Here is a 24,632-nt window from a genome sequence, read left to right as displayed (position 1 = left end):
GCCATTCTGTTATAGAAAGTAGTGAAAAAAAGATGGAACCAAACTATGATCGCGCCTTTGGCGTATATGGAATTTGTATGCGAGATGACAAGCTGCTTGTTATAAGAAAAAATAGAGGGCCGTATATTCATCGCTTTGATTTGCCAGGCGGACAGCTAGAACACGGTGAAACATTAACAGATGCGATGAAAAGAGAATTTAGTGAAGAAACGGGCTTTGAAATTACTATTATTTCTCAAGCGGGTACAACGGATTTTCAGTATCCCTGTAAGTGGAAAGAATTTACCCACGTACATCACATTGCCGTTTTTTATCACGTAGACATTGCCAGCGGTGAGCTTCTTTCCAACCCGGTCCAGTTTGAAGGACAAGATTCTTTGGAAGCATTGTGGATCGCACCGCAGGATCTTAACATCGATAATGCTTCTCCTCTTGTTCTAAAAGCAGTGGAATCTTTAAGCTTATTGTCATGGCCTTATGAATCTCAGATTTATGATGAATGGGAACTTAAAACCTCCGAACGATAATGATGATAGTGCCTACACATTACTTTTTAATATCGCAGGCTTAGCTTCTGTTTAGGTCAAAATCAGAAAATATGTTTAATTTCTTTCTAACGGTGGAACAGACAAGTAACACTACTTAATCACTAATAGAAAGGAAGATTAAAATGAGTAAAGGTTTAGGAGATAAAGTTAAAGGAAATGTATCAAAAGCTAAAGGTGAAGTAAAAGATCAAGTCGGAAATGCAACGAATAACCGCGACCTTCAGCGTGAAGGAAAAGCTGAGAAAACAAAAGGAAATGCTCAAAAAGCAGTAGGCGAAACAAAAGATACATTTAGCAATAAATAAAAAAGAACGAGCTTAATGCTCGTTCTTTTTTTATTTAATAAGCTGATTTAAGCTTTTAATGATTACGTTTGGCTGCAATTCTTTATGTTCAGCTACATTTCCTTTTCGGTTGACCCAAGCCGTTGCGAACCCGTAGTTTTTAGCACCGGCAATATCCCATGTATTCGATGACAAAAATAATACTTCTTCTCTTTTTGCGTTCATTTTATTTTTTGCATAGTGATAGCTTGCCATCGTAGGCTTGTACTGTTTGATTTCGTCTACGGAAATAACGTCTTCAAATAAATGATTCATGTTGTGATAAGAAACAAGCGGATCAATCATGTGCTTAGGACCATTCGTAAAAATAGCCAGACGATATCCTTTTTCTTTTAAATAGGCGAGCACCTCTTTGACCTCATCGTAGACATTCAGCTTCATGTAAGCACTCATCAGCATTTTTTCTTCATGTTCCGTTAAATCAATATCATTTGCTTCTGCTGCATATTTTAGGGATTGATTTGTTAATGTATAAAAGTCAACGTATCGTCCCATCAGCTGATATTGCATTGCATATTCAATTTGCTTCAAACGCCATAAATGGCTAATACTTTCTCCCCGCTCCGGATACAGCTTATCACACGTTTCAATAACGGTATGTACATCAAACAGCGTTCCATATGCATCAAATAAAATCGTTTTAAATTTCATCTGTGTTCGCCTCCTTCTTTCATTTTACCCACTCGCAAAAAAACATAACGTTTTTTCTGTTAAAAAAGAGGCCTATTAACAGCTGAGGTATGCTCATTTCTTATGAAAATAAAAAAACAGCAGGCTCTCCTACTGTTTATAATCCCACACGACTTTCCATTCTCCTTTTTCACGAACAGCATACACTTTCTGCACCAAATCAAAGTTTCCATATTTCCCTTTATACGTTTGGATAACGGTCATTTCGTAAACAACAGAAAACGCTTTACGATCATTTTCCATCTTCCAGCTCTTTCTTTTTTCAACATCTTCAATGGAATACGTAAAGGTGTCTACCCCGAAATGATTGAGAAATACGTGTGCTCGATCTTGTATGTATGCACCTTTTGTCCATTTCTTTTTCATGGATGAATGAAAAAGGTCCCATGATTCCGAAAAGTTTCCTTCCTGTTCTAGCGTATAAAATTCTTTTACGGCAGATTTGGCTTGATGACTTGGAGAAAAGAATGTAAATTGAAACATCCAAACTCCCAGCGCAATAACAGAAAGAAACACAGCTACTCCTAAACTTCGCTTCAAAAGCAGTGTTTTTTTTCGATACAAGTAAAAAGCCCCTTTATCAAAAATGCAGTATACAACAGCTTATTCGATATCCAAGCTTTTTAGTATTGCCGGACTAAACTTATCCGGCATATCTTTAAAAAAGGGATTGAGACATATCTACATTAATTCAATCGAAAAACAAATAAATAGGATAAATGATCGGGTGTAGATCGCTTGTTACAACGCTGTTGATTTCCGTACAAGACTTCGCTTTCCGCGGACGGCCGGTGAGCCTCCTCGCCGCTGACGCTCCTGCGAGGTCTCACCTATTCCGCTTTTCCCGCAGGAGTCTTCGCCTTGCCCTCCAATCAACAGCTAAAAGCCACTACATAGATGAAATCTCCGTTCATCCTAACAAAAAAAGATCCGAACGATTCATCGTTCGGATCTTCCTTCAACTAAAATACGTTTGTCCCAGCTTCTTTCGTCGCTATACAATGTGAAAAGCCATTTGCATGGCTGCTAAAAAGCCCACGAACACAAGGCCCGTCACGAGACCCTCTTTCCAATCTGGCCGGTCCCCTCGAACAAATTTAGCAATATCATACGATAGCATCGCTGCTAAAAAAATTGATAAGACAATATACAGCGGCTCCATCTTTTATCACCCACTATTTCTTTTCTTCAGTGTAACAACTTTTTCATAAGTATGCATGTAAGAAAAACAGCTTAAAATTCTTGACGAATGTGTGAAATTTCTCTTTTTTATGCATAAACTACTTAAAAGCGTGAAAGGAAGATGCCGTTTGTCTGCTTTTAATCCTCAGCAATTTAGCGTCACATACCGGCAAGGAAGCACGCCCACCTTTCCTTTTATTGGGCGACGCTATACGCTCACACATTCTGAACAAACAGACGATTTATTTCTTTGGATCGACGAAAAGTTTGCTGTTGATCAATTAAATGAACAGCGAAATGAGCTTTTTGCCGAATGGCTCCACAAAGACGGTGTTGATACGCTGTATGTATACGTATTTATTGGCAATGAACAAACGGAAAAGTCCGTTCAAGCCATACGGCACGCTATTTTCAAACAGGAAATGCCTTACTTGCTAAAAGCATTGCGCTACGGTGATGCCACGTTTTTCAACGCTCACCCTGCTTTAGATCGTTCCCCCATTTACGTACATTTTCATTCCAGCGACAAAGATTTTCATTCCATTCGATATTTTCAAACGCCTTCTCACTATGCCTAAGCATATGAGAAGGGATCTTTACTTCGTTAATCTCCTGTTTTCCAAACTCCATTTCTTCTAGGGTCTCCGGCTCCTTCCATTTGTTTATCTTGAAAATTAATGGTTAACGCTTGAATACCTCCATAAAAGACGTCGCTTTCCTTTGTTTCTATTCGAAACGCAGAAGGAATATTTTTGGTATTTAAATCGGGCTCTACATAAATAGTCGAATCGTCAAAAATAAAGCGCGGTTCGTTTACAGCTTTTTGAAGCGATTCATTTCCTTCAAAGTTTTTAGAAAGTACCTGAGTTAAAATTTGAGGAATCCGCGTTCCGCCCGGAGAACCTATTCCCATCGCCCACTCGCTTTTTTCTCTTATAATAGTTGGAGCCGTAAAAGTTCTTGCTCTTTTTCCCGGCTCGCGATTATTCGGTTCTTTGCTTCCAAACGTATCAGCATTGTTATTAAGAAAAAAGCCGTCAACTTGTTCGCCTGTACCAAAGAAGTTACTCAACGTATTAGTTGTAGATACGACGGTTCCTTCTGAATCAATAACCACAAAATGTGTTGTACTTTCGTGTTCTTCATCGCCTTCACCTGAAGAACGTGTCGGGTGATCGACCAAGTTTGTTATATAATCATCACTGACTAATTCACTTGAGTTTTGATTATGAAAGTCTGGATCTCCGATTTGTTTTAACCGGTCGGAGTAAGCTGCCTTTTTAATTCTGTTCATCGTTTCGTAATATTCTTTGTCAGGCATTGTTTTAAGATTTTCTTTCTCTGTCATTTTTAACATTTGAATCAGTGTAATTCCGGAAAAAGGCGGAGGCGCTGAAATCACTTCCGTTCCATTGTAAGTTGAAACGACAGGCTTGGTTTCTGTCACTTGATAGGAAGATAAGTCTTTTTTAGAAATAGGCGTTGCATCAGCAAGATCTTGTGCCACATCTCCTTTATAAAATGCAGACGCGCCTTCTCGCTGAATCTTGATTAGTGTTTTAGCTAACACGGGCTGCGACAGAGTTTCTCCTTCTTCGATTGCTTCTCCCTTTGGATAAAAAGCAGATAGATCGTCTACATCCATCCTTCCTCTAGAGTAATACAATCGAGACGATAAAAGAGAGTCTACTTCAAACCCTTTTTCAGCGTATTCAACAGCCGGCTGAATCAAATCACTCATTGATTTTGTACCATACTTCTGCTGAATATATTCCATACCAGCGACAAATCCCGGCACCCCGTTTTTACCACTCATAGAAGTTGGAGCGGTTTCCCGGTAATCGATAAAAGTAGCAGGCTGATCTTTTTTGGCAATCAGCATACCTCCACCTCCGCCAATTCCAGATCCAAAAGGTTCGACTACGTTAAGGGCATACGAAATAGCAATGGCCGCATCTACTGCATTCCCGCCTTCTTTTAATACGTCCATCCCTACATTTGCTGCCAGAGAATTAGAAGAGCTCACACCATAAGAATGATCATTATTTTTTTTAAGCAGCTTTTCAGGACTAAGATCTGTACTCGATTGAGTCATAAAAAAAGCGGCTATAACGCAAATTAATAATAAAAAAGCAATAATATTAAACAACAGTAATTTTTTATTCACATATTACCCTCCATTTTTACTCATCTGTATATTTTGTGAAGCGCTTTCATTTTTATCCATACATTACATTGAACACAAAAAAGACATCGTCTAGGACGATGCCTTTTTGTTATTTATTTTCCAGCTGCTGCCGCAGCATCATTTACTGCATCTGCAGCAGCTGATTTTGTTTGTTCAATCATTTTTACGTTATTTTCAATTTTTTGCTGTTCATCTGTTGAAAGAGTAGCCGGATGTTTCAAAGCTCCAAGTCCTGCTACTACTCCTGCTACAATAGCAATTGGTCCTACAATCCCTACGATACGTTTTGCGATCATTTTCTATTCCTCCAATTAAGTTAGTCTGTACTTTTTTCCCATAAACCGTGGCGGCGCGGATCAGCGTCACCTTGAATCTTATTTTTCTTTAAGTCTTTCACAAGAGCTTGAACGCCTCCGTAAAACATCGCGTTATCATTGTTTTTTAAGTCATAGCCGTACGTTTTTAAACCATCCTTCGTTGACTGTTTAAGCTTGGCTTCTGAATAAAACTTATGAGAATCAAAAATGACACGCTTGTTTTCTACTGCATTTTTAATAGAATCTTTGTCTTCAAAATAATCCCCAATTACTTGCGTTAACACTTGAGGAATGCGATTTCCTCCCGGTGTGCCAATGGACATTACCCATTCATCACCTTCACGAATAATGGTAGGGGCTGTAAATGTTCTTGGACGCTTGCCAGGTTGACGCTTATTAATTCCTTCCCCAAACGTATTGAGCGTATTATTTAAAAAGAACCCATCTACATATTCACCGCTGCCGAAGAAATTACTCAGCGTATTCGTTGTTGATACAACGGTTCCTTCACCGTCCATGACAACAAAATGAGTGGTACTTTCATGTTCTTCGACGTCGCTTACTTTGGTATGATCTGTTTCAGTATTATTTAATTTATTACGAAGTAAATGCACGTAATGGTCGTCGATCCAATCATTTGGCGTTTCTTTTATAAAAGCGGGATCAGCAATTTTTTTCAAGCGGTCTTGATAAGCTACTTTTGAAATTTGACCAAGAAAATGATAATAAAGACTAGGATGCGATTCCTTCAGCTTCCAAATATCTTCTTGATCCGTCATTTTTAACATTTGAATAAGCGTAGCACCAGCAAAAGGAGGAGGTGCTGAAATAATTTGATGACCTTTATAATTCGTCGATAGAGGTTTCCGTTCAACAGGCGCATACTTTCGCAAGTCTTTGTGACTTACTTTTGTTTCTTCTGTAATATCGTCTGCAATTTTCCCTCTATAAAAAGCATTTGGCCCTTCTTCCTTAATCTTTTGCAGCGTGTTCGCTAATTCATGCTGTTTCACAATTTCACCTGTGTTGATAGCGTCCTTATCTGGATAAAAGCTAGGAATTTCATCTTCATTCACATTACCTTTGTATGAAACCAGCCTATCGTGCAAATCTTTGTCCACTTTATACCCATTCTCAGCATAGTTAATGGCCGGGTCGATTAGTTTGCTCATCGACATAGATCCGTAGTGGTGCTGAATATAATCCATACCAGCAACGAACCCTGGTACGCCAATCTCATCTTCTTTATCATTCTTAGGTGCAATTTCTCGGTAGTCAATAAATGTTGGAGAGGCATCTGCTGGATCAATCAGCATTCCGCCGCCTCCCCCAAGTCCTGATCCGTACGGTTCCACAACACCAAGCGTGTAGGAAATGGCAATAGCTGCGTCAACTGCTGTACCGCCTTGTTTAAGAATTTCCATACCTACTTTTGTGGCGCGAGGATCTGAAGTACTTACTGCATATTCTTGTTTTGGAAACATAAATTGATAAACACATACACCTACTATGAGTGAAAAGATGACAATGGAAACAATAATCGTATTACGTTTATTTATCATCTTTTACCTCCTCTGTGTATGACGGGCTATTAGTTAGCTTGCGCTTCGTTCTTTTTGCGCTCCTCTGCATGTTTTATAATGCGAGAATGATCTAAGTTTAATTCAAACTTGTTTCGTTCTTTTTCTAACAGTTCAGGGTTTGAAGAAAACTTGTTTAAATCGTTATAAATACGCTTCATGCGCCAAGGGTTATCTGTTGGAGTTGGTGTACCTGCTTTAATAACCATTGGAATAACATCAATTTTAGCTTGGCCCTGCTTGTTTAAATGATACTGAACCATCGCTGTATTTTTTGTACTTGACCACCCTTGGTCAAAAATAAAGTTTCCTAAGCTATAGAAGATAACCGAACCTTTATATACGTCATATGACTGTAGAACGTGCGGGTGGTGACCAATGATAATGTCCGCACCAGCGTCTACCATCGCTTTTGCTAGTCCTTCTTGACGAGGACTTGGCTGTGCATCATATTCTTCACCCCAGTGGGCATTTACTACAACTAAATCAGCATTTGCTTTCGCTTGCTGAATCGTGCTGAAAATAAGATCCGGATCTGCTTTTAAAATACCCGGGTTATTTTTTCCAGCCGACATTCCGTCTGAATGTACATCCGTAAAACCTACGGTTGCAATGCGAATACCGTCAGCATCTTTATACGAAATATGCTTTGCTTCTTCAGAGTTACGGCCAGCACCAACAAAATCTAATTTGTTTGCTTCAAAAGTAGAGATCGTATCTTCTAACCCTTTTGCACTGTAATCCATTGAATGGTTGTTCGCTAAGTTTAATACGTCGAAACCTGCATTTTTAACAGTCGCTAGATCAGCAGGCTTACTATATAAATGAATACCTTTTTCCATTGCTTTATATGAATCTACGTCATTTGTTAAAATCGGTGTTTCGTAGTTTCCGCTTACGTAATCCGAATTTTTAAAGAACGGCTCCACGTTGCGGAATACAAAATCTTCTCCGTAGCGTTCAGTTACTTCTCTTACATGGCGACCCATCATAATGTCTCCGACCATAGTCATCGTTAAATCATTATTGGCCTCTGGATTAGCCGTCTCAGGGTTTTCAAGAGCATCCGAACGCTCCATCCATCCTGAAAGAGCTAAAATTACGATTAAAATTGGCGTTAAGATAAGAGCTTGCTTGCCCGTTGTAGGCTTTGTTTTCTTTATAAACATCAATACTTTTTCTTGAAAGTTTAATTTTTTCTCTTTCAACGCTTTCACCTTCCTTTACCAGCTGCGGTTTGTTTGTGTATTAAAATAAATAATAAACTTGCATAATTCCAAATGTTACACCACTTAATAAAACCGTTGTTCCAACTGTTAAAGGAAGACCTTGCTTTTGCATTGTATTTGCAATTAAGCCCGGTACAATGATACCAATTCCGCGTAATTCAAACACTTCAAACGGCAAGATCGGGAAGAAATAATCAAATGCAACTTTAATCACAATACCCGTAATTAACATCGCTGTAAATTTGCGACGTCCATATAAAATAACTACTTTTGAGATTCCGTATACGACGATAACATACGTTAAAATACTAATTAAGAAAATCATTAAAATGGTAATTGGCTGATCAAATACAAGAGCTAAATACCCCGGTACGATAAGACCGGCTGGCAATACGCCCGTTTTTTCTGTAAAAATTAAGCTTAGTGTAACCCCTAACACAAGGGCGATATATAAATCTGATCCGAACATGAAATGGCCTCCTAGATTAAACTGCTTTTCTCATCTTTTTCATTTCAATAATAGCTTCAACAAGCGGCTCGGCTGAACCGTGGATATTTCCGACACCGTATACGATACGATCTTTTAAATAAGGCTTCATGCGCTCTAAAATTTCTTCTGTAGAAGCGCCTTCCATATCCCAGAATTCTTTTGTTGGCAATTCGCCTCTTTGATATGCTGCAGCGATTGGTGAGGTCGTCTGACCAATTGCAATCATTACGTCCGCTTCAATGTATGGCATTACATCTTCAGCAAATTGCTCCGTGCGATCTACACGGTCCGGACGGCAGTTCATAATGACAATAGGAAGCTTTTCACTATAGTTCATTGAATCTACACGTTCCCAAATACGAAGCGTGGAAGAAGCGTCGTTGGCAGCAAACCCATTCACTAAAAAGGCTGGATTTTTTTCATCGCCAAACGTTGTAATTCTCATAGCTCCTGGGTCAGGCTGAGCATTTAACATTCCTCTCATCGCTGTTTCAGCATCGATACCAAGTGCTTCTGCTACTGCTAAACCGATGGAAGCATTATCAGGGAAAACCATATAATCAAATTCACGTAAATACGCTTCAGATACTTTATCATTGTCAGCTACAATAACTTTTGTATTGCGCTCTGCGGCTATTTTTTTATAGTATTCCAAATATGGACCTTCAATTGTAACAAGGTGGCCATCGTAAGGAATAGTAGCAGTGAACGCTTGAGCAACTTCATCTAGAGTTGGACCCATTACATCCATGTGATCTTCTAGTACGTTTACAATAACGCCTACCTTGGCTTGAATCAGCTGATTTTGGAATGTGATTTGATAATCAGGCTGTACAGCCATACATTCACAAATAAGAGCTTCCGCGCCAATATCGGCAACTTCATTTACTACTCGTCGCTGTTCTCCAATGTTCGGACCTTCTTTACGACGAATAATTGGTTCTTCTTCACTTGTATGCCAGTAGATCATACGCGCTTGTGTTCCTGTCGTTTTTCCTACTGTTTTGTAACCTGCTTCTTTTACAATACCTGTAATCAATCGTGTAACGGTGGATTTTCCGCGAATACCATTAACATTCACTCGTACAGGAATTGAATGCAGCTTGCGTAAATGTCTGCGATACTCCCAAACGCCATACCCTACTAAAAATAGGCAGCATAGGATAATTAAGATCATGTTTCATTCTTCTCCTTCCAAACTTCTCCTGTTGGATACGTTATGAATGCTTTTGATTCATAATGATAGATATACGATTTCATAGTTTCACTCCCTTTATATATGTATGGGAGCTAATCAATTAACAGCGCTAGCATGCTGCTAAAACACCTGCTTTGAAAAATGGACTCGAGTACCAATTTCAACAGCTCTAAAACTATCATCTGCGCTCATTAGTGGTCAATAGCTCAAATGTTATATATTCTTACAATTCCGATTGTCTATTTACAGAATTAAAAACTCATCGTTTTATTTAAAATTTACACAATAGGTCTAAAGTTTATTTACCTAGAAAAATCCCATCGATACCTTTTTTTACCATAACAACAGGAATATTTTATACATCACTCTTACAATTAACACACGGAAATATTACGTAATTAAAAATTTCTTAACTTTAGAAAACGTTTTGTAATATAAAGGCGGGATAAAAAATATTTTATCCCATTAATTCCTTTTTATGGATATACCAATTGAATTTGTCTAACAACCGTACTTGTAAGGATGATAGATAGATATAAAAGTAAGAAAAATACATTTATTTATCATTTTCTGCTTACATTTAACTTACTTAAATAGAAAGGACATTAAATATTTTTTTCTAATTATATAAGCATTTAGACTCCATGTGTTCCTAGTTCTTTTGTTGTTATTTTATAGATTTCCTTTATTTAATAATCAATTCAGTAAATCTAAATCTCTTGACTATGGCCTCTTTTCCTATTTTTATTTCAATATTTTCTGAATCTTTCTACCGATAAAGGCAGCTTTTGTCCGTTAAGATTGCCTAGAAAAATGCATGATTTCTCACTTTTTTGGCATATGATGTTATCATAAAAAGAAGAAGTATCATCAAAAGGAGGAAAACAATGGTTGATACAACCCTTTATTTTCTATTTTCTTTTTGCTATATTGTCCTGTTTTTCTTTAGCATATATGTAGTGCGAAAAAACACTTCGCCGTTTTACATGCTTTTTCTTCCTTTAGTAATAGCTGGACTAATTTACGATAATATAATGATTGGGATCGGTTCATTTATCGGTGAAGGGGATACTTTACGTTCACTCAGCATGCTTCGCTTTTGGTTTCACGCTTTATTTACCCCTACTTTGGTGCTCTTTGCGTATGGCGTAGCGAAATATTCGACGATTACATGGACTAAAAAACCTGTTGCCGGCATTCTTTTTTTGCTAACTACGTTTGCCTTAATTAGCTATGAAATATTCGAGACGATTAGCCAGCGTATCGAAGTAGTACGTGAATATGGCATTGTTCGCTATACATTAGTAGGATCATCCGCTCCCCCTCTTATGGTTCTCATTGTGGCGATTATTTTGCTTTTTGTGGGAATTTCCTTATTTCGCAAGACGCGATGGAGCAGTATGATGATTGGAGTAGCCGTGATGATTGTAGGAAGTGCCGTGTCAATTCCTATACCAAGCACAGCTGTAACAAATACGTTTGAGCTTATGTTTATCTTCTCTTTATTTTTAACTCAGCGTCATTTAGTGAAAATACATTAAAAAGAAGCGATTCCCTTGCTTCTTTTTTTTATATTTGATATCTTTTACCTAACGACCGTTAGTTAGATTGAGGAGGAGCTTTTCTTGAGTGAATTATCAACTGTAGAAAAAATTAGAGCTGCAGCAATGGAGCTCTTTGGAGAAAAAGGCTATACAGAAACATCGCTTGCTGATATCTCATCAAAAGTAGGCATAAAAAAACCTTCCCTGTACGCTCATTTTAAGAACAAAGACGACTTATTTTTACTAACCGTGCATGATTTAATGAATTTATTCCTAACAAAGTTATCTGTTATATACGAACAGCATAAAACAAAGTCTGCTAAAGAACAGCTTCACTGCTTTATTGTAGATTTCTGCACGATGATTGAAAAAGATTCTTTCGGCCAGATGTACCGTCGTCTTATTTTGTTTCCACCTGAACATTTACAGTCGGAAGTAAAAGCTATTTTCTTAAGAAGCGAACGATTGTCTGATCAAATTCTGCATGCTATTTTTACACAGGGAATGGCTGAAGGCGAAATAATTGAACGTCCGATTGATTTGTATATCAATAGCTTTTATTGTTTAACCGACGGACTGTTCATCCAGCGCTTTTATTATGAACCGGAGTATTATGACCAAAAAATTCACGATGCTTGGACGATATTTTGGGAAGGCATACGTGCTAAATAGGCCCTATAAAAAGGGCTTATTTTATGCAAGGAGGAATTAGAATGGCTTGGATTTACCTTATTCTCGCTGGTTTGCTCGAGATTGTATGGGCAATCGGCTTAAAATATTCACACGGATTTACTGAAATAACTCCAACAATCATTACAATCGTCACAATTGTGATCAGCTTTTATTTCTTTTCAAATGCCTTAAAAAAAATTGCTGTCGGAACAGCTTACGCAGTATTCACTGGTATAGGAGCTGCTGGCACAGCGATACTTGGAATGACCGTTTTAGACGAAGGAGCAAATATTGGAAAGATTTTATTTTTAGGATTAATGATCTTTGGAATCGTTGGTTTGAAGTTGATTTCTACTGAAGAAACAGAAAGAGAGGAATCGTAACATGGCTTGGATTGCATTAATAGCTGCCGGTTTTTGCGAAGTGGGATTTGTGATTTTTTTAAAACTTTCAGATGGGTTTAAGCGGTTGTTTCCTTCGATTGGATTTATCCTTTTCGGTGCAGGAAGTTTTTATCTTCTCTCCTTAGCATTAAAGGAGATACCTATCGGAACAGCTTACGGCATATGGACGGGAGTAGGAGCTGCTGGAAGCGTAGTTCTTGGCATGCTTTTCTTTCATGAAGCAAAAGACATGCGTCGAATTTTATTTATTTTTTGTATTGTAGCAGGTGTAATCGGTCTTAAAATCACTGGATAATGATGTACTACTTCCTTTCTTTTCATGCTATACTAAACTTGTAAACACTTTCAAAAAATAGGAGACGATGACAATGAACCTTGGGTTTGGAGAAATTGCCTTAATTGTATTTGTCGCTCTATTGCTTTTTGGTCCAAAGAAACTGCCGGAATTAGGGAAAGCTGCCGGAAAAACGTTAAAAGAGTTTAAAAACGCTACAAAAGGAATTATGGAAGAAGATGAAAAAGAAAAAGCTCCTCCTAAATAAGAGGCTTATATCTCTTTTAAAAGCTGACTCAAACGTTTGAGTCAGCTTCTTTGTGGTGAGAATATACTGAAATTCGATTTCGACCCGTACGCTTTGCTTCATATAAAGCCTGATCTGCTCCATGGACAATTGAAATCAGCTGTATGTTTTCGGATGGAACGACTGTCATTATTCCAACACTGATTGTGACACCCTTAAACACGTCAGAAGCTTGATGGATAATTGCACGCTGCTCCACTTGCTGTCTAATAGCTTCTGCCATTTTTATCGCTTCATATTGATTAGCTAGAGGAAGCAATATACCAAACTCTTCTCCTCCGTATCTTGCAACAAAAGCCGATTCGTCAAAAACAACGCTTTTAGCAATATTCGCTACTTCTTTCAAGCATTCGTCTCCTTGAATATGGCCATAGGTATCGTTATACGCTTTAAAATAATCAATATCAAATAAGAGAAAAGAAAGCGGCTCTTTTTCTTCCTGTGCGTATTTCCACTCAATTTCCAGCTGTTTATCAAGAGATCGGCGATTGTTCAGACCTGTTAAGCCATCTTTCATGGACAGCATTTCAAGCTTTTTATTGGCTTTCATAATATTTTACCTTTTTTTAATATTTATCCATTTTCTATTTTTTGTATTTTCGTAAGGTAAGTAGTCGAACTTCAGCAAAAATAAAAAAAGAGCGTCGATACAACGAGCGCTCTTTTTTATTTATGGCGTAAAAATTCCCAAAGTCCTGGCGTTTTGGAAAAATCAAACGTCTTAACAGCGGAAAGAATTTTAATCTTTAAATCTTGCTTTACGTCTTCTCTCTCATGCAGCGAAAAGCTTTGAACAGCTTTATTTAGTTTTGGTTCCAGCTTTTTTAATAAACGCCTTGACGCCTCTTCATCTCCAGCTTTCACTTTATTTACAAGCTCATATAGAGTTTCCATTTCTTCACTTCTTTCTTAAGTCAGTTGTTAATTTCTCCACTTTTTCTTCAAGTCGCTTTATATTGTTTTCTACACGCAGTAATAAATAAAAAGAAAGGACAGCGGGAAATCCTACGTTTCCAACAAGTTGAAGCCACTGAGGATCAAACATATCTATCACTCACCTTCATAATTTTTTTCAACTTGCTTAGCGCACGTTGATAATGATTAGAAACCGCTTGCTGAGAAATAGAAAAATAAGCAGCGATTTCTTTATGAGTCCAGCGTTCAACAATAATCAAGTGCAGCATACACTGCTGCTTGGCCGTTAATTGGCGAAATGCATGATGAAGAATACGATTTTCAAGTTGATTTCCTAAAAATTCATGCTCCCATACAGCCCCGTCCTGTACTCCTAGCATATCTTCCACTGTTCGATTTCCATCTAGCGCAGCCGGCTGCTGCAGGCGAAGAGGAATATAAGAACGCTCTTTTTCTTTGACACGCATAACATCTCTGGAATAATGTCTGCAAAGCTTGTTAATATAATGAAGCAATCTAACTTCGCTATAAAACTGATGAAATTCTTTGTTTAGAAGTCTTTGTTCTTTTGTATCATGTTTAACAACCGCTTTTTGTAATCGCTCATAGCGTTCTGGTGTCAAAAATGTATTCATTATATGAGTCTGAAGAGTTGCGCTGTGGTTTGTAAGAAATGTATGAAAGGTACATTCTTTATCGTGCCGCTTTTCTTGCTGCGAATAGAGCTGAGTCATTGTGCAAATCTCCTCCTTTTTTTCTTATACTTATTAAAAAGGGAGAAAAGAGTAAAATAACAACACCGAAAACGAACGTTTGTTCTTATATAAATTTAACTATATGAGGTTTTTTATGTCAATATGATGAATTGCTCATTAATAATCAAAACGACTCAGTAAAAAATAAAAAAGAGATTGAGACATAACGAAATGAATCCAATTTAAAGACGAACAAATAAGATACATGAGCTGATCCGCTTGTGACACAGCCGTTGATTTCCGTGCAAGACTCCTGGGGGAAAAGCGGAGTCTTCGCCTTGCCCTCCAATCAACTGCTAGAAGGAACGAAACAGATAAAATCTATGTTCATCACAACAAAAAAACGAACCACTAATCAAATATTTTGATTAGTGATTCGTTTTTCACTTCGGCTAAAATATTTTTATCGCGGCCTTTTTATTTCTTCTTCATGTAGAGATTATTCTTCGCCTAAAACGCGGTTAATACGTTTGCGAAGCATCGGCATTCCATTTCCACCCGCTTGGAAATGACGAAGCTGACCTTCTTTATCAAATACATAATATGCTGGTACATATTTATTTTCAAAAGCGTCTGTTAACTTATGCTCACTGTCTACGTAAATTGGCTGAGTAATATCGTGTCCCATTGCCATTGCCTCAATAACACCCATATCTAAGTCATCTTCCGAACGAGGCATATGAACTGCTACAACATTCAATTGATCATCATACTCATCACGAAGATCATTAACTTCAGGCATTGCTTCTTTACATAAATGGCAGCTTACTGACCAAAAGTGGATAAGCGTTGCTTTATCACCTACTAAGTCTTCCTTTGTTACTTCGTCGTTAATCCAAGATGTTGCTCCAGTTAATTCAGGCATTTGTTCACGTAATTTCATTTTAAAATCCTCCTCATCATTTATAAAACTGAATATTCTGTCTTTTATAGTTAGAAAACTATCTTTTCTATTTTAATGGCAGCAGTAGAGGAATTTCTCCTCTACTCCACCGCTATTTATTAAAGTGTTTTTTGACCTGGTTTCCAGTTAGCTGGGCAAAGTCCGCCAGTTTGAAGGGCTTGAAGTACACGTAATGTTTCTTCTACGCTGCGGCCGATGTTGTTATGGTTTACAACTGCGTATTGCAATTCACCTTCTGGATTAATAATAAACAACCCGCGAAGCGCTACGCCTTCTTCTTCAATTAACACGCCGTAATCACGTGCTACTGCGTGAGTTGGATCTGCAGCTAATGGATAATTCAAATCTCCAAGTCCATTATCTTTACGATCTGTGTTAATCCAAGCTAAGTGAGTATGAATTGTATCTGTAGAAACACCTACAACTTCAGCATCTAGATCTTCAAACTCTTCGTAGCGATCTGATAGAGCTGTAATTTCTGTTGGACATACGAATGTAAAGTCCATTGGATAGAAGAACAATACTGTCCATTTACCGTTTTTCATATTTTCTTCTAAACTTACTTTTCCAAATTCCTTATTTGCAAGTACAGCTTCCATTTCGAAGCGTGGTGCTTGTTTTCCTACCATACGTTCTGCCATGTCAAAACCTCTCCTTGTACGATGTATTTCACAAGCTTATGCTTGTATGTATTATTTTTAATGCAATCAATGACTCCCTCTATTTGATAACGATTATTAGTATCATTATAAACTAGTAATGACTATTGATTACATTCTTTATTATACACGAGCTATTATTATAGTCAATACTTTTTTATAATCATTTTAATCTAGGATTGATTATCGAATATTTTCTGCTCTTTTTATTCTTTCCTTTGATTAATCTTATGTATGCAGGGATGAATAAAGATAGAAGATACTAAAAAACTTCCCTTGTTTCAACATATTTGCTTTTGAAATGTGCTGCAGCAAGATTTCGAATCTCAATTATGCTCTTTATAACCACAATAAAAGAGAATGAGACATAACTATCTCAATCTAATTTAGAGACGAACAAATTAGAAAATGATCTAGTATGGATGACGGGTGACACCGCTGTTGATTTCCGTGCAACAGCTAGAAGCAACTTCATACATGAAACCTACTTTTACCCTATCAATAAAAAAATCCGAACGAGTTTGATTCTTGATTCTCCATCAAGAATCAAACTCGTTCGGATCTTTCTTCAACTAAACTACTTTTGCCCAGCCTCTGTTATTTATTGTCATTTGGATATACAAGACCGATTTGCTCTCGCACTTTATCCATCACGTGCATTGTTAAATATGAATTCTCATAAGAATTTGTGTCCGATTCCATCTTTCCTTGCTTTAACAGCTCTACGAATTCATTTATTTCATAGTACATAGCAGGATAAGGCTGATCGACCGTTAACTCTTCTACCCGTCCGTCATTGTATCGAATTTCTACCTTTTCAGCGGTATGTATTTTGTCAATAACCATACTGCCTTTTTCTCCTTGAATTTCACTTGGCAAATGCGAATTTGTAATTTTAGAATACATGATAACCGCGTCGCGATCTTCGTACTCGAAAGCAACTGACCCTTCTCCATCTACCCCAGATTCTAGCATAAACGCCGTTGCCTTTATTTTATGAGGCCCTCCAAACAACGTAATCAGAGGATAAAGACAATATACACCTAAATCCATCAGTGAACCGTTGGCAAGCTCAGGCTTAAAGGCATTAAGCACGATACCTTCTTTATATTTATCATAACGAGAAGAATACTGACAGTAAGATGCAACGTATTTCCGAATTGGACCAATTTTATGTAAGTTCTCTTGAATCACTTTGAAGTTAGGAAGAAGGGTTGATTTCATCGCTTCCATTAGTAACACCTTGTGATTTTTGGCTGTTTGAATCATGCGGGTTACTTCTGCTGCATTGGCTGCGAGCGGTTTTTCACACAGTACATGCTTGTTATTTTTCAAAAATAAGATAGCTTGTTCCGCATGATAAGCATTTGGAGTAGCAATATACACTGCATCAATTTCAGCACTCGCTGCCATTTCCTCTAAATCAGTAAATATATGAGGAATATCATATTTACCTGCAAATTCTTCTGCTTTTTCAATGGTTCGAGAATAAACAGCTGCAAGCTGAAAGTCGTCTACATACTGAGCTGATTCTAACAGTCGATCTGTTATCCAGTTTGTTCCTATTACGCCAAAACGAATCATCTTTTCATCTCCTTTTTATCATCTATGTTGTATTGTATCGTTTTTGAAAAGAAAAACGAAGAAATAATAAAAAATCTATATCGGTTTTCATCGCTTTATATCTATTTTGTTCCATAAAAAAACAGCTTACATCAAATGCAAGCTGTTTTTCAATATGAATCAAACGTAAGCTTATGCTTTTTCACCCACTACAGCAAAGCGTTCATTCACATGGTTTTCATTCTCTAATTCATCTATTAAAGCAATCGCGTAATCAGCATAGCTAATATAGCTTTCATTTTGACTATTTGTGATCACATGATCTTTTCCTAATTGATAGGCTCCCGTGCGAGCACCTTCTGCATCAAAAAAGGCTGCTGGGCTTAAATAAGTCCAATTTATAGTCGACTTTTCAAGTTCTTTTAAACCTTTCCCCATGTTTGAAGCCGTTGGATAATAAGCTGCTGGAAAACCTTCTGTGCTCATTAAAGGCGTTGTTTTTTCTGAATCTACAAATAAACTTCCCGCTCCGCCCACTACTGCGAGTCGCGTTTGAACATCTTGAAATACCTTAATAAGTAATTGTATAGACTCAACGTGGAGCTGTTCGCTTCCAGGAGGTGCATTAAATGCATTTACCACAGCATCGAACTGTTCAATATCTTTTGAAGTAATGGCAAAAATATCTTTTTCAATTACGTTTGTTTGATTTTTTAGTTTAGAAGCATTTCGAACAACGGCTGTTACTTCATGTCCTCTCTGTTTTGCTTCTTCCATAATTAATTGACCTGCTTTTCCTGTTGCTCCAATAACACCAATTTTCATTTTTATTCTCTCCTTTTATTTTAGTTGTAACCATGACGGTTACATATAACACAAAAAAATTTGAGCTTTTTATAGCACTGCTAACTCTTCTCAGCTTGTTGTAACCATTATAGTTACACATTACTCAATTTGTCAACCTCGCTATTCATTTTTTTTACGTGATAAAAGATTTTAGTGATTGCTAAAAATCCACAAAACGATAGCTCATTTACCATTTCAAAATATATCCATATTTTCAACTTATTTTTATCTTAGAGTACTTTTTTATGAAAAAAGGTTTCTTTTTTATAAAAAAGTGTTATACTAGGTATATTATTTCTTGTTCGGTGTTAACAAATAGAAAGACTTTCTTTAAAGTGATTCTTATTGAAATTGAGCAGAGATAGTAATATATTCGTGGATTTTCCACACAGGAGGTACTACAATGGTACAAGGTAAAGTAAAATGGTTTAATGCAGAAAAAGGTTTTGGATTCATCGAAGTAGAAGGACAAGACGACGTATTCGTACACTTCTCAGCTATCCAAGGCGAAGGTTTCAAATCACTTGAAGAAGGTCAAGAAGTTACATTTGAAATCGAAGATGGAGCTCGTGGACCACAAGCTGCTAACGTTCAAAAGTAATTGATTAAGAAGCTGTCACTAATGTGACAGCTTCTTTTTATGTCTATTTAACCAATTAAAATTTGATTTTCCTGCCAAAGGTTAGTCAAGTTCGTATCAGCGAGCCGCTGATGCGTCTCTTTTACGCTAAGCCAGCGATGCTTGTTGAAAACAAAGCGAGTTTCGGGAAGTTCAGTCCATATTTCCTGTACAGACTGCACATTTAATAGAACAAAGTTTGCTTCGTTTCCTTCTTCCACTCCATACTTTTCTTTTCCAATCAGCCGGGCTGGTATACTTGTAATCATTCGGAGCAACTGCCGCTGATCATCCGGACTTCCCATATGTGCAGCATAGGCAGTTAGTAACCCTACTTGCAGCAAGTCTGCTTTTCCAAACGGATGAAAGGGGTCGTTCACGTTATCAGATGCAGTAGCAATTGGAATCGCTGCTTTTTGTATGTCGCGAATACGCGTTACGCCTCGTCTTACAATTCCTTTATCTTCTCTTCCCTGTAAATATAAATTAGAAGCAGGTAATGTGACAACTCCAATTTTCGCCTGTTTTAAAAGGTTTAAGATTTCTTTCACTTTTGCATCAGTCATTCCTGCAAGCGAGCAAAGATGCCCCACTACCACTTTTCCTTCCATATTTAGTTCAATTGTTCTATGAGCAATATTAATTATTGTATCAACAGACGGATCATCGCTTTCATCCACATGTAAGTCAAGAGGTTTATTATAGGCTTGAGCCAGCGAAAATAGAGCATCAATCTCTTTTTCTGGGTTTCTAGCTAAATGAGGGCAGCCTCCAATCGCATCAATTTCAAGGTCGAATGCTCGTTCAATTTTATTCATCTTATGCATATCATCAATGTCTAGGTTAGAGAATAGCGGAACAACCTGCACGTCCATATACGGGCTTAATTCATCTCTCACTTCGACAGCCGCTTGTAAACTTCGAAATAAACTATCTTCTTCCATGCTGCAGTCAAAATCAATATGCGTTCGAATCGTAGTCGTACCGTTAGCCAATGCCTGCAATGCAGTTTTTAACATTCGCTGCTTAATTTCTTCTTCTGGAAATGCCGGCAGGCTGCTGCTGTAATTTTTAATGGCTTCTTGAAGAGTTCCAGATATATTGGGCACTTGAGGAAGCGAATGAGCTTTGTCTAAATGCATATGCATATCTACAAATCCTGGTAATAGCACACGCCCCTGTGCATCAAGTGACGTTTCTTTTCCTAACACGGCCGCATGCAGCGGAAAAAACTCGTCACCTTCAAGATAACCGTTTTGTAAAACGATAGAAGTATACATTCCATTTGAAATTTTCACTTCAAAAAGAGCGTGGTCGTGCATAATTGGCAAACGAACATTAATTAAGTGAAGCAACATAATTCCCTCCTCAATTTTTCAACTTCTTCATTTTTCATAGACCGCTTTATCTTCTCTATCATTTATTGTTTAAAGCATTAATTCGCCAAATTTCGCAAATCACCTTCTCTTTAAAGACCTTTATTTACAGAGAAAAAAGCAAGAACAAAAAAAGGAGCAGCGTCCCCACGCTGCTCATCAAAGAAAAAATGCTAGAAAATAGATAGAATGTACTTCCCATGGTTAAATGAGGGCTTACAGATAAAGCTTCAGTGAGTGATTTCATGCTTTGCATCGCTATTCTCCCCAGAAAGCAATGCAGATACAAACAAGAAACTTCCATCACTCGCTCATACTGTAAATAGACACATAAGAAAAAGCCCAAACAAAGGCAGGTCTCTCAAATACAATGAGCAAAAACCTACCCGCCTGGGCTTTTATCCCTTCGGTGTCATATCCACTTCTTTTCAAAAATGAATATGTGAATCGCTTGGACCAAACTTTCTACTAACGTAAAAATGGGAACCTAGATTCACTTTTTACTCATAGTCCTATCATTTACGGTGATAAGGTAGAAACGTCTGAGCCATATTCTCAAACATATATGAGTGAACCGTATTTAGCTTTTTCTTGTCTACAAATATACTATAGGTCTTTCTGTAAGTCAACTATAAACGAATAATCTTTTTAATAAAATTATATATAGTTCGCCTTTTACAAAAGTTTACTTTTTTAAAAAGTTTGTTAAACTATCTAACACAGTAGTTGCATCTTCCTACAATCCTGCTTATACTTCGAACTACTTACATTACCTATAAAAGTCTTCACTCTGTTGAAGACAAAAAAGCGATCTAGGGTTCCGTTTAACACATGTTAAAGGCTGGTCCGAGAGAGAGCGTACGGAATGGTTCCGTATACACGGAGGGATAAAAGCCTGGGAGAATGACATCATTCTCCCAGGCTTTTCTTTTTTACTACTATAAAATAGAGGAAAGAAGGGATTTATATGAACAACCAACCAGCGTTAAGTAAATCGCTAAAGGTGTATCAAATTGTGTTTTTGGGTCTTGCCTGGATGACTCCGATGATTTTCTTTACAGTTTATGGAGTAGTCTACGATGCGGCTGGAGGGCAAATGGTCCTTGCTTATTTAATCGCTTTTTTAGCTATCTTTTTTACCGCATATAGCTACAGCCGAATGGTAAAAGCATATCCGATAGCAGGATCTGCTTATACGTATACGAAAAAAGCTATACATCCTCGCCTTGGCTTTTTAGTAGGCTGGGCACTTCTTTTAGACTATATTTTCTCCCCTATTATCGCTATTTTAACATTTGGTATTTTTATGCATACGGAATTCCCTTCTATTCCTGTATACGTATGGGTCATCGTCATGAACATTATCTTAGCTTTAGTCAATATTGTTGGTATTAAATCTGTAGCTCGTATAAGTGGCATCTCTGTTGTAGTTCAGATTCTCTTTATAAGTTTGTTTTGTTTATTTATCATCAAAGATATTGCAACAGGTCAAGCTAGTTCTTCTACTCTTTTTTCACTTCATCCTTTTTTGGCTTCAGATGTACCGTTTACGACTATTTTTTCTGGAGCTGCGCTCATTTGCTTTTGCTTTTTAGGATTTGATGCAGTTACAACAATGGCGGAAGAAACGATTCAACCGAAAAAGACAATTCCAAAAGCCATTTTTCTTATTGTTTGCATCGCAGCTGTTATGTACATCGCTATCTCGTATTTTACACAGATTGCCTATCCGGGATTCACGTTTACTAACCCTGATAATGCAGCCTACACCCTTGTAAAATTAGTGGGTGGAAATCTTTTAAGCAGTCTATTTATTACGGTATTAATTATTGCAACCTTTACTCAAGGAGTTTCTTCAGTCACAAGCGTTACTCGCTTTTTATATGCTTTAGGCCGTGAATCCGTACTGCCTCAAAAGGTATTTTCATATATTCATCCAACGTTTAAAACGCCCGTGGTGAATATCTTGCTTGTTACCGCTTTTTCGTTTTTGGGAATGTTCATTGATTTAAACACAGCGGTCACTTTTGTCAGTTTCGGTGCCTTAACCGCTTTTACATTTGTGAATGTATCAGTCATTGCCCATTTTTATATTAAGTTAAAGAAACGGTCGTTTACTGAAACAATACTCTATTTAATCTTCCCTTTGATCGGAGCGGCATTTATCGGATGGCTGCTCACACTGTTAAACAAAGATACTCTTTTGATTGGTGTCGCCTGGCTTACTGTTGGATTTCTCTATTTATTTGTAAAATCTCGACTGTCGGCTCCTTTTGTAAAGAGAGATCATTCAAAAGTGACGGTCCCTGAAAAATAAACTGAAAAATCAGTTTTTATGTCAGGTATTCTAACAAACTGCTTGTCAACTCATTTTCACTCATACTATACTACGATTAATCGAAAGCCACAAATGGATAAAGGTTCTTACAGCCGTTAAGAACAAAAAAGCTGTCTAGGGTTCCGTTTAACACCGTTTAACATATGTTAAAGACTGGTCCGAGAGAGAGCGATATAGCGCTACGCTGTATAACACGGAAGGATAAAAGCCTGGGAGACTACTCTCCCAGGCTTTTATCCTTTTTTTATTCTAAGGAGGTTATTTTATGAGTTCTATCTGGAAGCAAACAATCCCGGCTGGTGGAAAATGGTCAGGCCGAATTGGAAGAGGAAAATCAGTGACGTTTACTGCACAAGAATCCGGTGCAAATGTATCCCTACTATTATACAACGCTTATGATTTAACAGAACGATACAACATGCCCGATACCTTAAAAGCTCAGCACACTGCTCACTTAACAAAAGGACATGTTCTGATGAGTGACAACGGCAGAGCATTTGCAAGCATCACTGCTGATACCACCGGCTGGCATGATACCATTTCAGGCTACACTACGCGCAGCTTAACTCATCAAAAATACGGTGTATCTACTTATCAAGAATCCCGAAATGAATGGAGAAGGAATGGCGAAGAAAACTTCTCAATGGAGCTTTTGCGTAACGGTTTAACACCACGGGATTTAGTCCCTAATCTTAACTTATTTTCAAAAGTATACTGCGACGAAGAAGGCAATATGAATTTTGTTTCTTCTCATTGTAAAAAAGGAGATTTTATTACGCTTAGAACAGAAATGAATTTGCTCTTTCTACTGTCTAATACACCTAACCCTTTAGACCCGAGCGGAACGTATCCTTCTGTTCCAATTGAAATAACCGTAGATGAAGCGGCTCCTGTAAGCTCAGATGACTACTGTTTAAATTTTAGACCTGAAAATAAACGAGCGTTTGAAAACACATGGTCTTATGACCTATTGCTTGGAAATAAAACATTATCAAGGATTTAAAAATGAAGGAGGCTTCTATAATGGCTGTATTTAATCGAGTGGAAAGCAACAGAAAAATAGAGAACGCAATTTATGATGAAACGGTACTGGCTGGGGACGGCTGGATGCACGAACTTAAACCAGGCCAAACTCTTAGAATAATAGATGTAGAAGGCAATCAGGCAGCGGATACTTTATTCTTTGATGCTGAAAACCTAGAAGATCATTACAGTGCAGTATCTACGATTGCTAATCAAGGAAATATTTATTTATCCACTGGCACAGTGCTGCTTTCTCAATCTGGCAAAGAACTAGTCAAAATTGTTGCTGACACGTGCGGACGCCACGACACCTTAGGCGGAGCTTGTTCGGCACAAAGCAACACCGTACGTTATGCACATGACACGCTTCCGATGCATAACTGCCGAGATACATTTATGCTTCAGCTATCAAAATATGATAGCCGCTACACCAAAAGAGATTTAGCACCAAACGTAAACTTTTTTATGAATGTCCCTGTGACCCCAAGCGGCGGATTAACGTTTAACGACGGGGTATCTGCCCCTGGATACTATGTAGAAATGGAAGCTATCAATCCTACACTTGTATTGATCAGCAACTGCCCTCAGCTTAACAACCCGTGCAACGATTATAACCCTACCCCTATTCGCTTAGTTATTTGGGATTCATTATAAAAAGGAGTGTTCA

General features: G+C 37.7%; 30 protein-coding genes and 3 riboswitches. Of the genes, 12 read left to right on the top strand and 18 right to left on the bottom strand.

All coding sequences use genetic code 11. The features are described from left to right. Positions 1–32: 32 nt before the first annotated feature. On the top strand, positions 33–527 hold the full coding sequence (locus BG04_RS16495; protein WP_034655291.1) for an NUDIX hydrolase: 495 nt from the start codon (positions 33–35) through the stop codon (positions 525–527). Positions 528–670: 143 nt separating this feature from the next. Beyond that, the gene (locus tag BG04_RS16490) at positions 671–853 is read left to right on the top strand and encodes a CsbD family protein (protein ID WP_013082019.1); all 183 of its coding nucleotides are present in this window, start codon (positions 671–673) and stop codon (positions 851–853) included. A 30-nt stretch (positions 854–883) separates the two neighbouring features. Here the strand turns inward: BG04_RS16490 and BG04_RS16485 are convergent, their stop codons facing one another. From BG04_RS16485 to BG04_RS30990, 3 genes are all read right to left on the bottom strand, one after another. Next, positions 884–1,543 (bottom strand): haloacid dehalogenase type II, encoded by a 660-nt coding sequence (locus tag BG04_RS16485; protein WP_013082018.1) that lies wholly within the window; start codon positions 1,541–1,543, stop codon positions 884–886. Positions 1,544–1,672: 129 nt separating this feature from the next. After that, on the bottom strand, positions 1,673–2,146 hold the full coding sequence (locus BG04_RS16480) for a hypothetical protein (RefSeq protein ID WP_034653977.1): 474 nt from the start codon (positions 2,144–2,146) through the stop codon (positions 1,673–1,675). A 430-nt stretch (positions 2,147–2,576) separates the two neighbouring features. After that, on the bottom strand, positions 2,577–2,744 hold the full coding sequence (locus BG04_RS30990; protein ID WP_013055713.1) for a hypothetical protein: 168 nt from the start codon (positions 2,742–2,744) through the stop codon (positions 2,577–2,579). Between the two features lie 148 nt (positions 2,745–2,892). Here BG04_RS30990 and BG04_RS16475 point away from each other — a divergent pair, with 148 nt between their 5' ends. Further along, positions 2,893–3,342 carry a staygreen family protein gene (locus BG04_RS16475; protein ID WP_013082016.1) on the top strand — a complete coding sequence of 150 codons (450 nt, stop codon included), beginning with the start codon at positions 2,893–2,895 and terminating at the stop codon, positions 3,340–3,342. Positions 3,343–3,368: 26 nt separating this feature from the next. Here BG04_RS16475 and BG04_RS16470 read toward each other — a convergent pair whose 3' ends face one another. From BG04_RS16470 to pgsB, 6 genes are all read right to left on the bottom strand, one after another. Then, entirely contained in the window at positions 3,369–4,931 is a 1,563-nt protein-coding gene (locus tag BG04_RS16470) for a gamma-glutamyltransferase family protein (RefSeq protein ID WP_034653978.1), read from the bottom strand. A gap of 113 nt (positions 4,932–5,044) precedes the next feature. Continuing rightward, positions 5,045–5,248, bottom strand: coding sequence for a CapE family protein (locus tag BG04_RS16465; RefSeq protein WP_016763265.1), 204 nt, complete (start codon positions 5,246–5,248; stop codon positions 5,045–5,047). Positions 5,249–5,268: 20 nt separating this feature from the next. Beyond that, entirely contained in the window at positions 5,269–6,831 is a 1,563-nt protein-coding gene (locus BG04_RS16460) for a gamma-glutamyltransferase family protein (protein ID WP_034653979.1), read from the bottom strand. Between the two features lie 29 nt (positions 6,832–6,860). After that, positions 6,861–8,057, bottom strand: coding sequence for a CapA family protein (locus BG04_RS16455; protein WP_013082012.1), 1,197 nt, complete (start codon positions 8,055–8,057; stop codon positions 6,861–6,863). Between the two features lie 40 nt (positions 8,058–8,097). After that, entirely contained in the window at positions 8,098–8,547 is a 450-nt protein-coding gene (gene pgsC, locus BG04_RS16450; protein WP_013055707.1) for a poly-gamma-glutamate biosynthesis protein PgsC, read from the bottom strand. A 16-nt stretch (positions 8,548–8,563) separates the two neighbouring features. Continuing rightward, the gene (gene pgsB, locus BG04_RS16445; protein WP_016763263.1) at positions 8,564–9,745 is read right to left on the bottom strand and encodes a poly-gamma-glutamate synthase PgsB; all 1,182 of its coding nucleotides are present in this window, start codon (positions 9,743–9,745) and stop codon (positions 8,564–8,566) included. A 908-nt stretch (positions 9,746–10,653) separates the two neighbouring features. Here pgsB and BG04_RS16440 point away from each other — a divergent pair. The 5 genes from BG04_RS16440 to BG04_RS16420 all read left to right on the top strand — a co-directional run bounded on the left by BG04_RS16440 (position 10,654) and on the right by BG04_RS16420 (position 12,928). Further along, positions 10,654–11,307 (top strand): hypothetical protein, encoded by a 654-nt coding sequence (locus BG04_RS16440; protein WP_034653980.1) that lies wholly within the window; start codon positions 10,654–10,656, stop codon positions 11,305–11,307. 84 nt (positions 11,308–11,391) lie between these two features. Then, positions 11,392–11,982 (top strand): TetR/AcrR family transcriptional regulator, encoded by a 591-nt coding sequence (locus BG04_RS16435; RefSeq protein ID WP_013082008.1) that lies wholly within the window; start codon positions 11,392–11,394, stop codon positions 11,980–11,982. Between the two features lie 41 nt (positions 11,983–12,023). Next, the gene (locus tag BG04_RS16430) at positions 12,024–12,365 is read left to right on the top strand and encodes a DMT family transporter (protein WP_034653982.1); all 342 of its coding nucleotides are present in this window, start codon (positions 12,024–12,026) and stop codon (positions 12,363–12,365) included. A gap of 1 nt (position 12,366) precedes the next feature. After that, on the top strand, positions 12,367–12,681 hold the full coding sequence (locus BG04_RS16425; RefSeq protein WP_016763260.1) for a DMT family transporter: 315 nt from the start codon (positions 12,367–12,369) through the stop codon (positions 12,679–12,681). Positions 12,682–12,754: 73 nt separating this feature from the next. Next, positions 12,755–12,928, top strand: a complete 174-nt coding sequence (locus BG04_RS16420) for a twin-arginine translocase TatA/TatE family subunit (RefSeq protein ID WP_013055701.1) — start codon at positions 12,755–12,757, stop codon at positions 12,926–12,928. Between the two features lie 28 nt (positions 12,929–12,956). On the opposite strand, the gene BG04_RS16415 is transcribed toward BG04_RS16420, so the two are convergent. The 8 genes from BG04_RS16415 to BG04_RS16385 all read right to left on the bottom strand — a co-directional run bounded on the left by BG04_RS16415 (position 12,957) and on the right by BG04_RS16385 (position 18,588). After that, the gene (locus tag BG04_RS16415; protein WP_051975639.1) at positions 12,957–13,517 is read right to left on the bottom strand and encodes a diguanylate cyclase; all 561 of its coding nucleotides are present in this window, start codon (positions 13,515–13,517) and stop codon (positions 12,957–12,959) included. A 116-nt stretch (positions 13,518–13,633) separates the two neighbouring features. After that, positions 13,634–13,861: a helix-turn-helix domain-containing protein gene (locus tag BG04_RS16410; RefSeq protein WP_013055697.1), complete on the bottom strand. Its 228-nt coding sequence runs from the start codon at positions 13,859–13,861 to the stop codon at positions 13,634–13,636. A gap of 4 nt (positions 13,862–13,865) precedes the next feature. Continuing rightward, positions 13,866–14,012, bottom strand: a complete 147-nt coding sequence (locus BG04_RS29795; RefSeq protein WP_013082003.1) for a YvrJ family protein — start codon at positions 14,010–14,012, stop codon at positions 13,866–13,868. Then, on the bottom strand, positions 14,005–14,616 hold the full coding sequence (locus tag BG04_RS16405; protein WP_016763255.1) for a sigma-70 family RNA polymerase sigma factor: 612 nt from the start codon (positions 14,614–14,616) through the stop codon (positions 14,005–14,007). The genes BG04_RS29795 and BG04_RS16405 overlap by 8 nt, the downstream gene beginning before the upstream one ends. A 460-nt stretch (positions 14,617–15,076) precedes the next feature. Next, a complete protein-coding gene (locus BG04_RS16400) occupies positions 15,077–15,520 on the bottom strand; it encodes a TlpA family protein disulfide reductase (protein WP_013055693.1) in 444 nt (147 codons plus the stop codon). A gap of 119 nt (positions 15,521–15,639) precedes the next feature. Then, positions 15,640–16,182 carry a peroxiredoxin gene (locus BG04_RS16395; RefSeq protein ID WP_013082001.1) on the bottom strand — a complete coding sequence of 181 codons (543 nt, stop codon included), beginning with the start codon at positions 16,180–16,182 and terminating at the stop codon, positions 15,640–15,642. Positions 16,183–16,797: 615 nt separating this feature from the next. Then, positions 16,798–17,784 carry a Gfo/Idh/MocA family protein gene (locus BG04_RS16390; RefSeq protein ID WP_034653985.1) on the bottom strand — a complete coding sequence of 329 codons (987 nt, stop codon included), beginning with the start codon at positions 17,782–17,784 and terminating at the stop codon, positions 16,798–16,800. A gap of 171 nt (positions 17,785–17,955) precedes the next feature. Then, a complete protein-coding gene (locus tag BG04_RS16385; RefSeq protein WP_034653986.1) occupies positions 17,956–18,588 on the bottom strand; it encodes an NAD(P)-dependent oxidoreductase in 633 nt (210 codons plus the stop codon). A gap of 424 nt (positions 18,589–19,012) precedes the next feature. Here BG04_RS16385 and BG04_RS16380 point away from each other — a divergent pair, with 424 nt between their 5' ends. After that, complete coding sequence (locus BG04_RS16380; RefSeq protein WP_013055689.1) at positions 19,013–19,210, top strand: cold-shock protein; 198 nt, start codon at positions 19,013–19,015, stop codon at positions 19,208–19,210. A gap of 47 nt (positions 19,211–19,257) precedes the next feature. Here the strand turns inward: BG04_RS16380 and BG04_RS16375 are convergent, their stop codons facing one another. After that, a complete protein-coding gene (locus BG04_RS16375) occupies positions 19,258–20,586 on the bottom strand; it encodes an amidohydrolase family protein (protein WP_016763252.1) in 1,329 nt (442 codons plus the stop codon). Positions 20,587–21,091: 505 nt separating this feature from the next. Then, a riboswitch (purine riboswitch) is annotated at positions 21,092–21,193 on the bottom strand. A gap of 212 nt (positions 21,194–21,405) precedes the next feature. Continuing rightward, positions 21,406–21,508, top strand: a riboswitch (guanidine-I (ykkC/yxkD leader). 63 nt (positions 21,509–21,571) lie between these two features. Between BG04_RS16375 and BG04_RS16370 the strand changes: the two genes are divergently transcribed. The 3 genes from BG04_RS16370 to BG04_RS16360 all read left to right on the top strand — a co-directional run bounded on the left by BG04_RS16370 (position 21,572) and on the right by BG04_RS16360 (position 24,619). Continuing rightward, entirely contained in the window at positions 21,572–22,921 is a 1,350-nt protein-coding gene (locus BG04_RS16370) for an APC family permease (RefSeq protein WP_034653987.1), read from the top strand. A gap of 124 nt (positions 22,922–23,045) precedes the next feature. Then, a riboswitch (guanidine-I (ykkC/yxkD leader) is annotated at positions 23,046–23,160 on the top strand. A gap of 47 nt (positions 23,161–23,207) precedes the next feature. Continuing rightward, on the top strand, positions 23,208–23,945 hold the full coding sequence (locus tag BG04_RS16365; RefSeq protein ID WP_016763249.1) for an urea amidolyase associated protein UAAP1: 738 nt from the start codon (positions 23,208–23,210) through the stop codon (positions 23,943–23,945). Positions 23,946–23,965: 20 nt separating this feature from the next. Next, a complete protein-coding gene (locus BG04_RS16360) occupies positions 23,966–24,619 on the top strand; it encodes an urea amidolyase associated protein UAAP2 (protein WP_013081995.1) in 654 nt (217 codons plus the stop codon). Positions 24,620–24,632 lie beyond the last annotated feature (13 nt).

Origin of the sequence: Priestia megaterium NBRC 15308 = ATCC 14581 (assembly GCF_000832985.1) — a bacterium.
In the GTDB taxonomy this organism is placed as follows: domain Bacteria; phylum Bacillota; class Bacilli; order Bacillales; family Bacillaceae_H; genus Priestia; species Priestia megaterium.
Note: the sequence above shows the minus strand (reverse complement) of the source record. Positions and strands in the feature narration are given on the sequence as shown.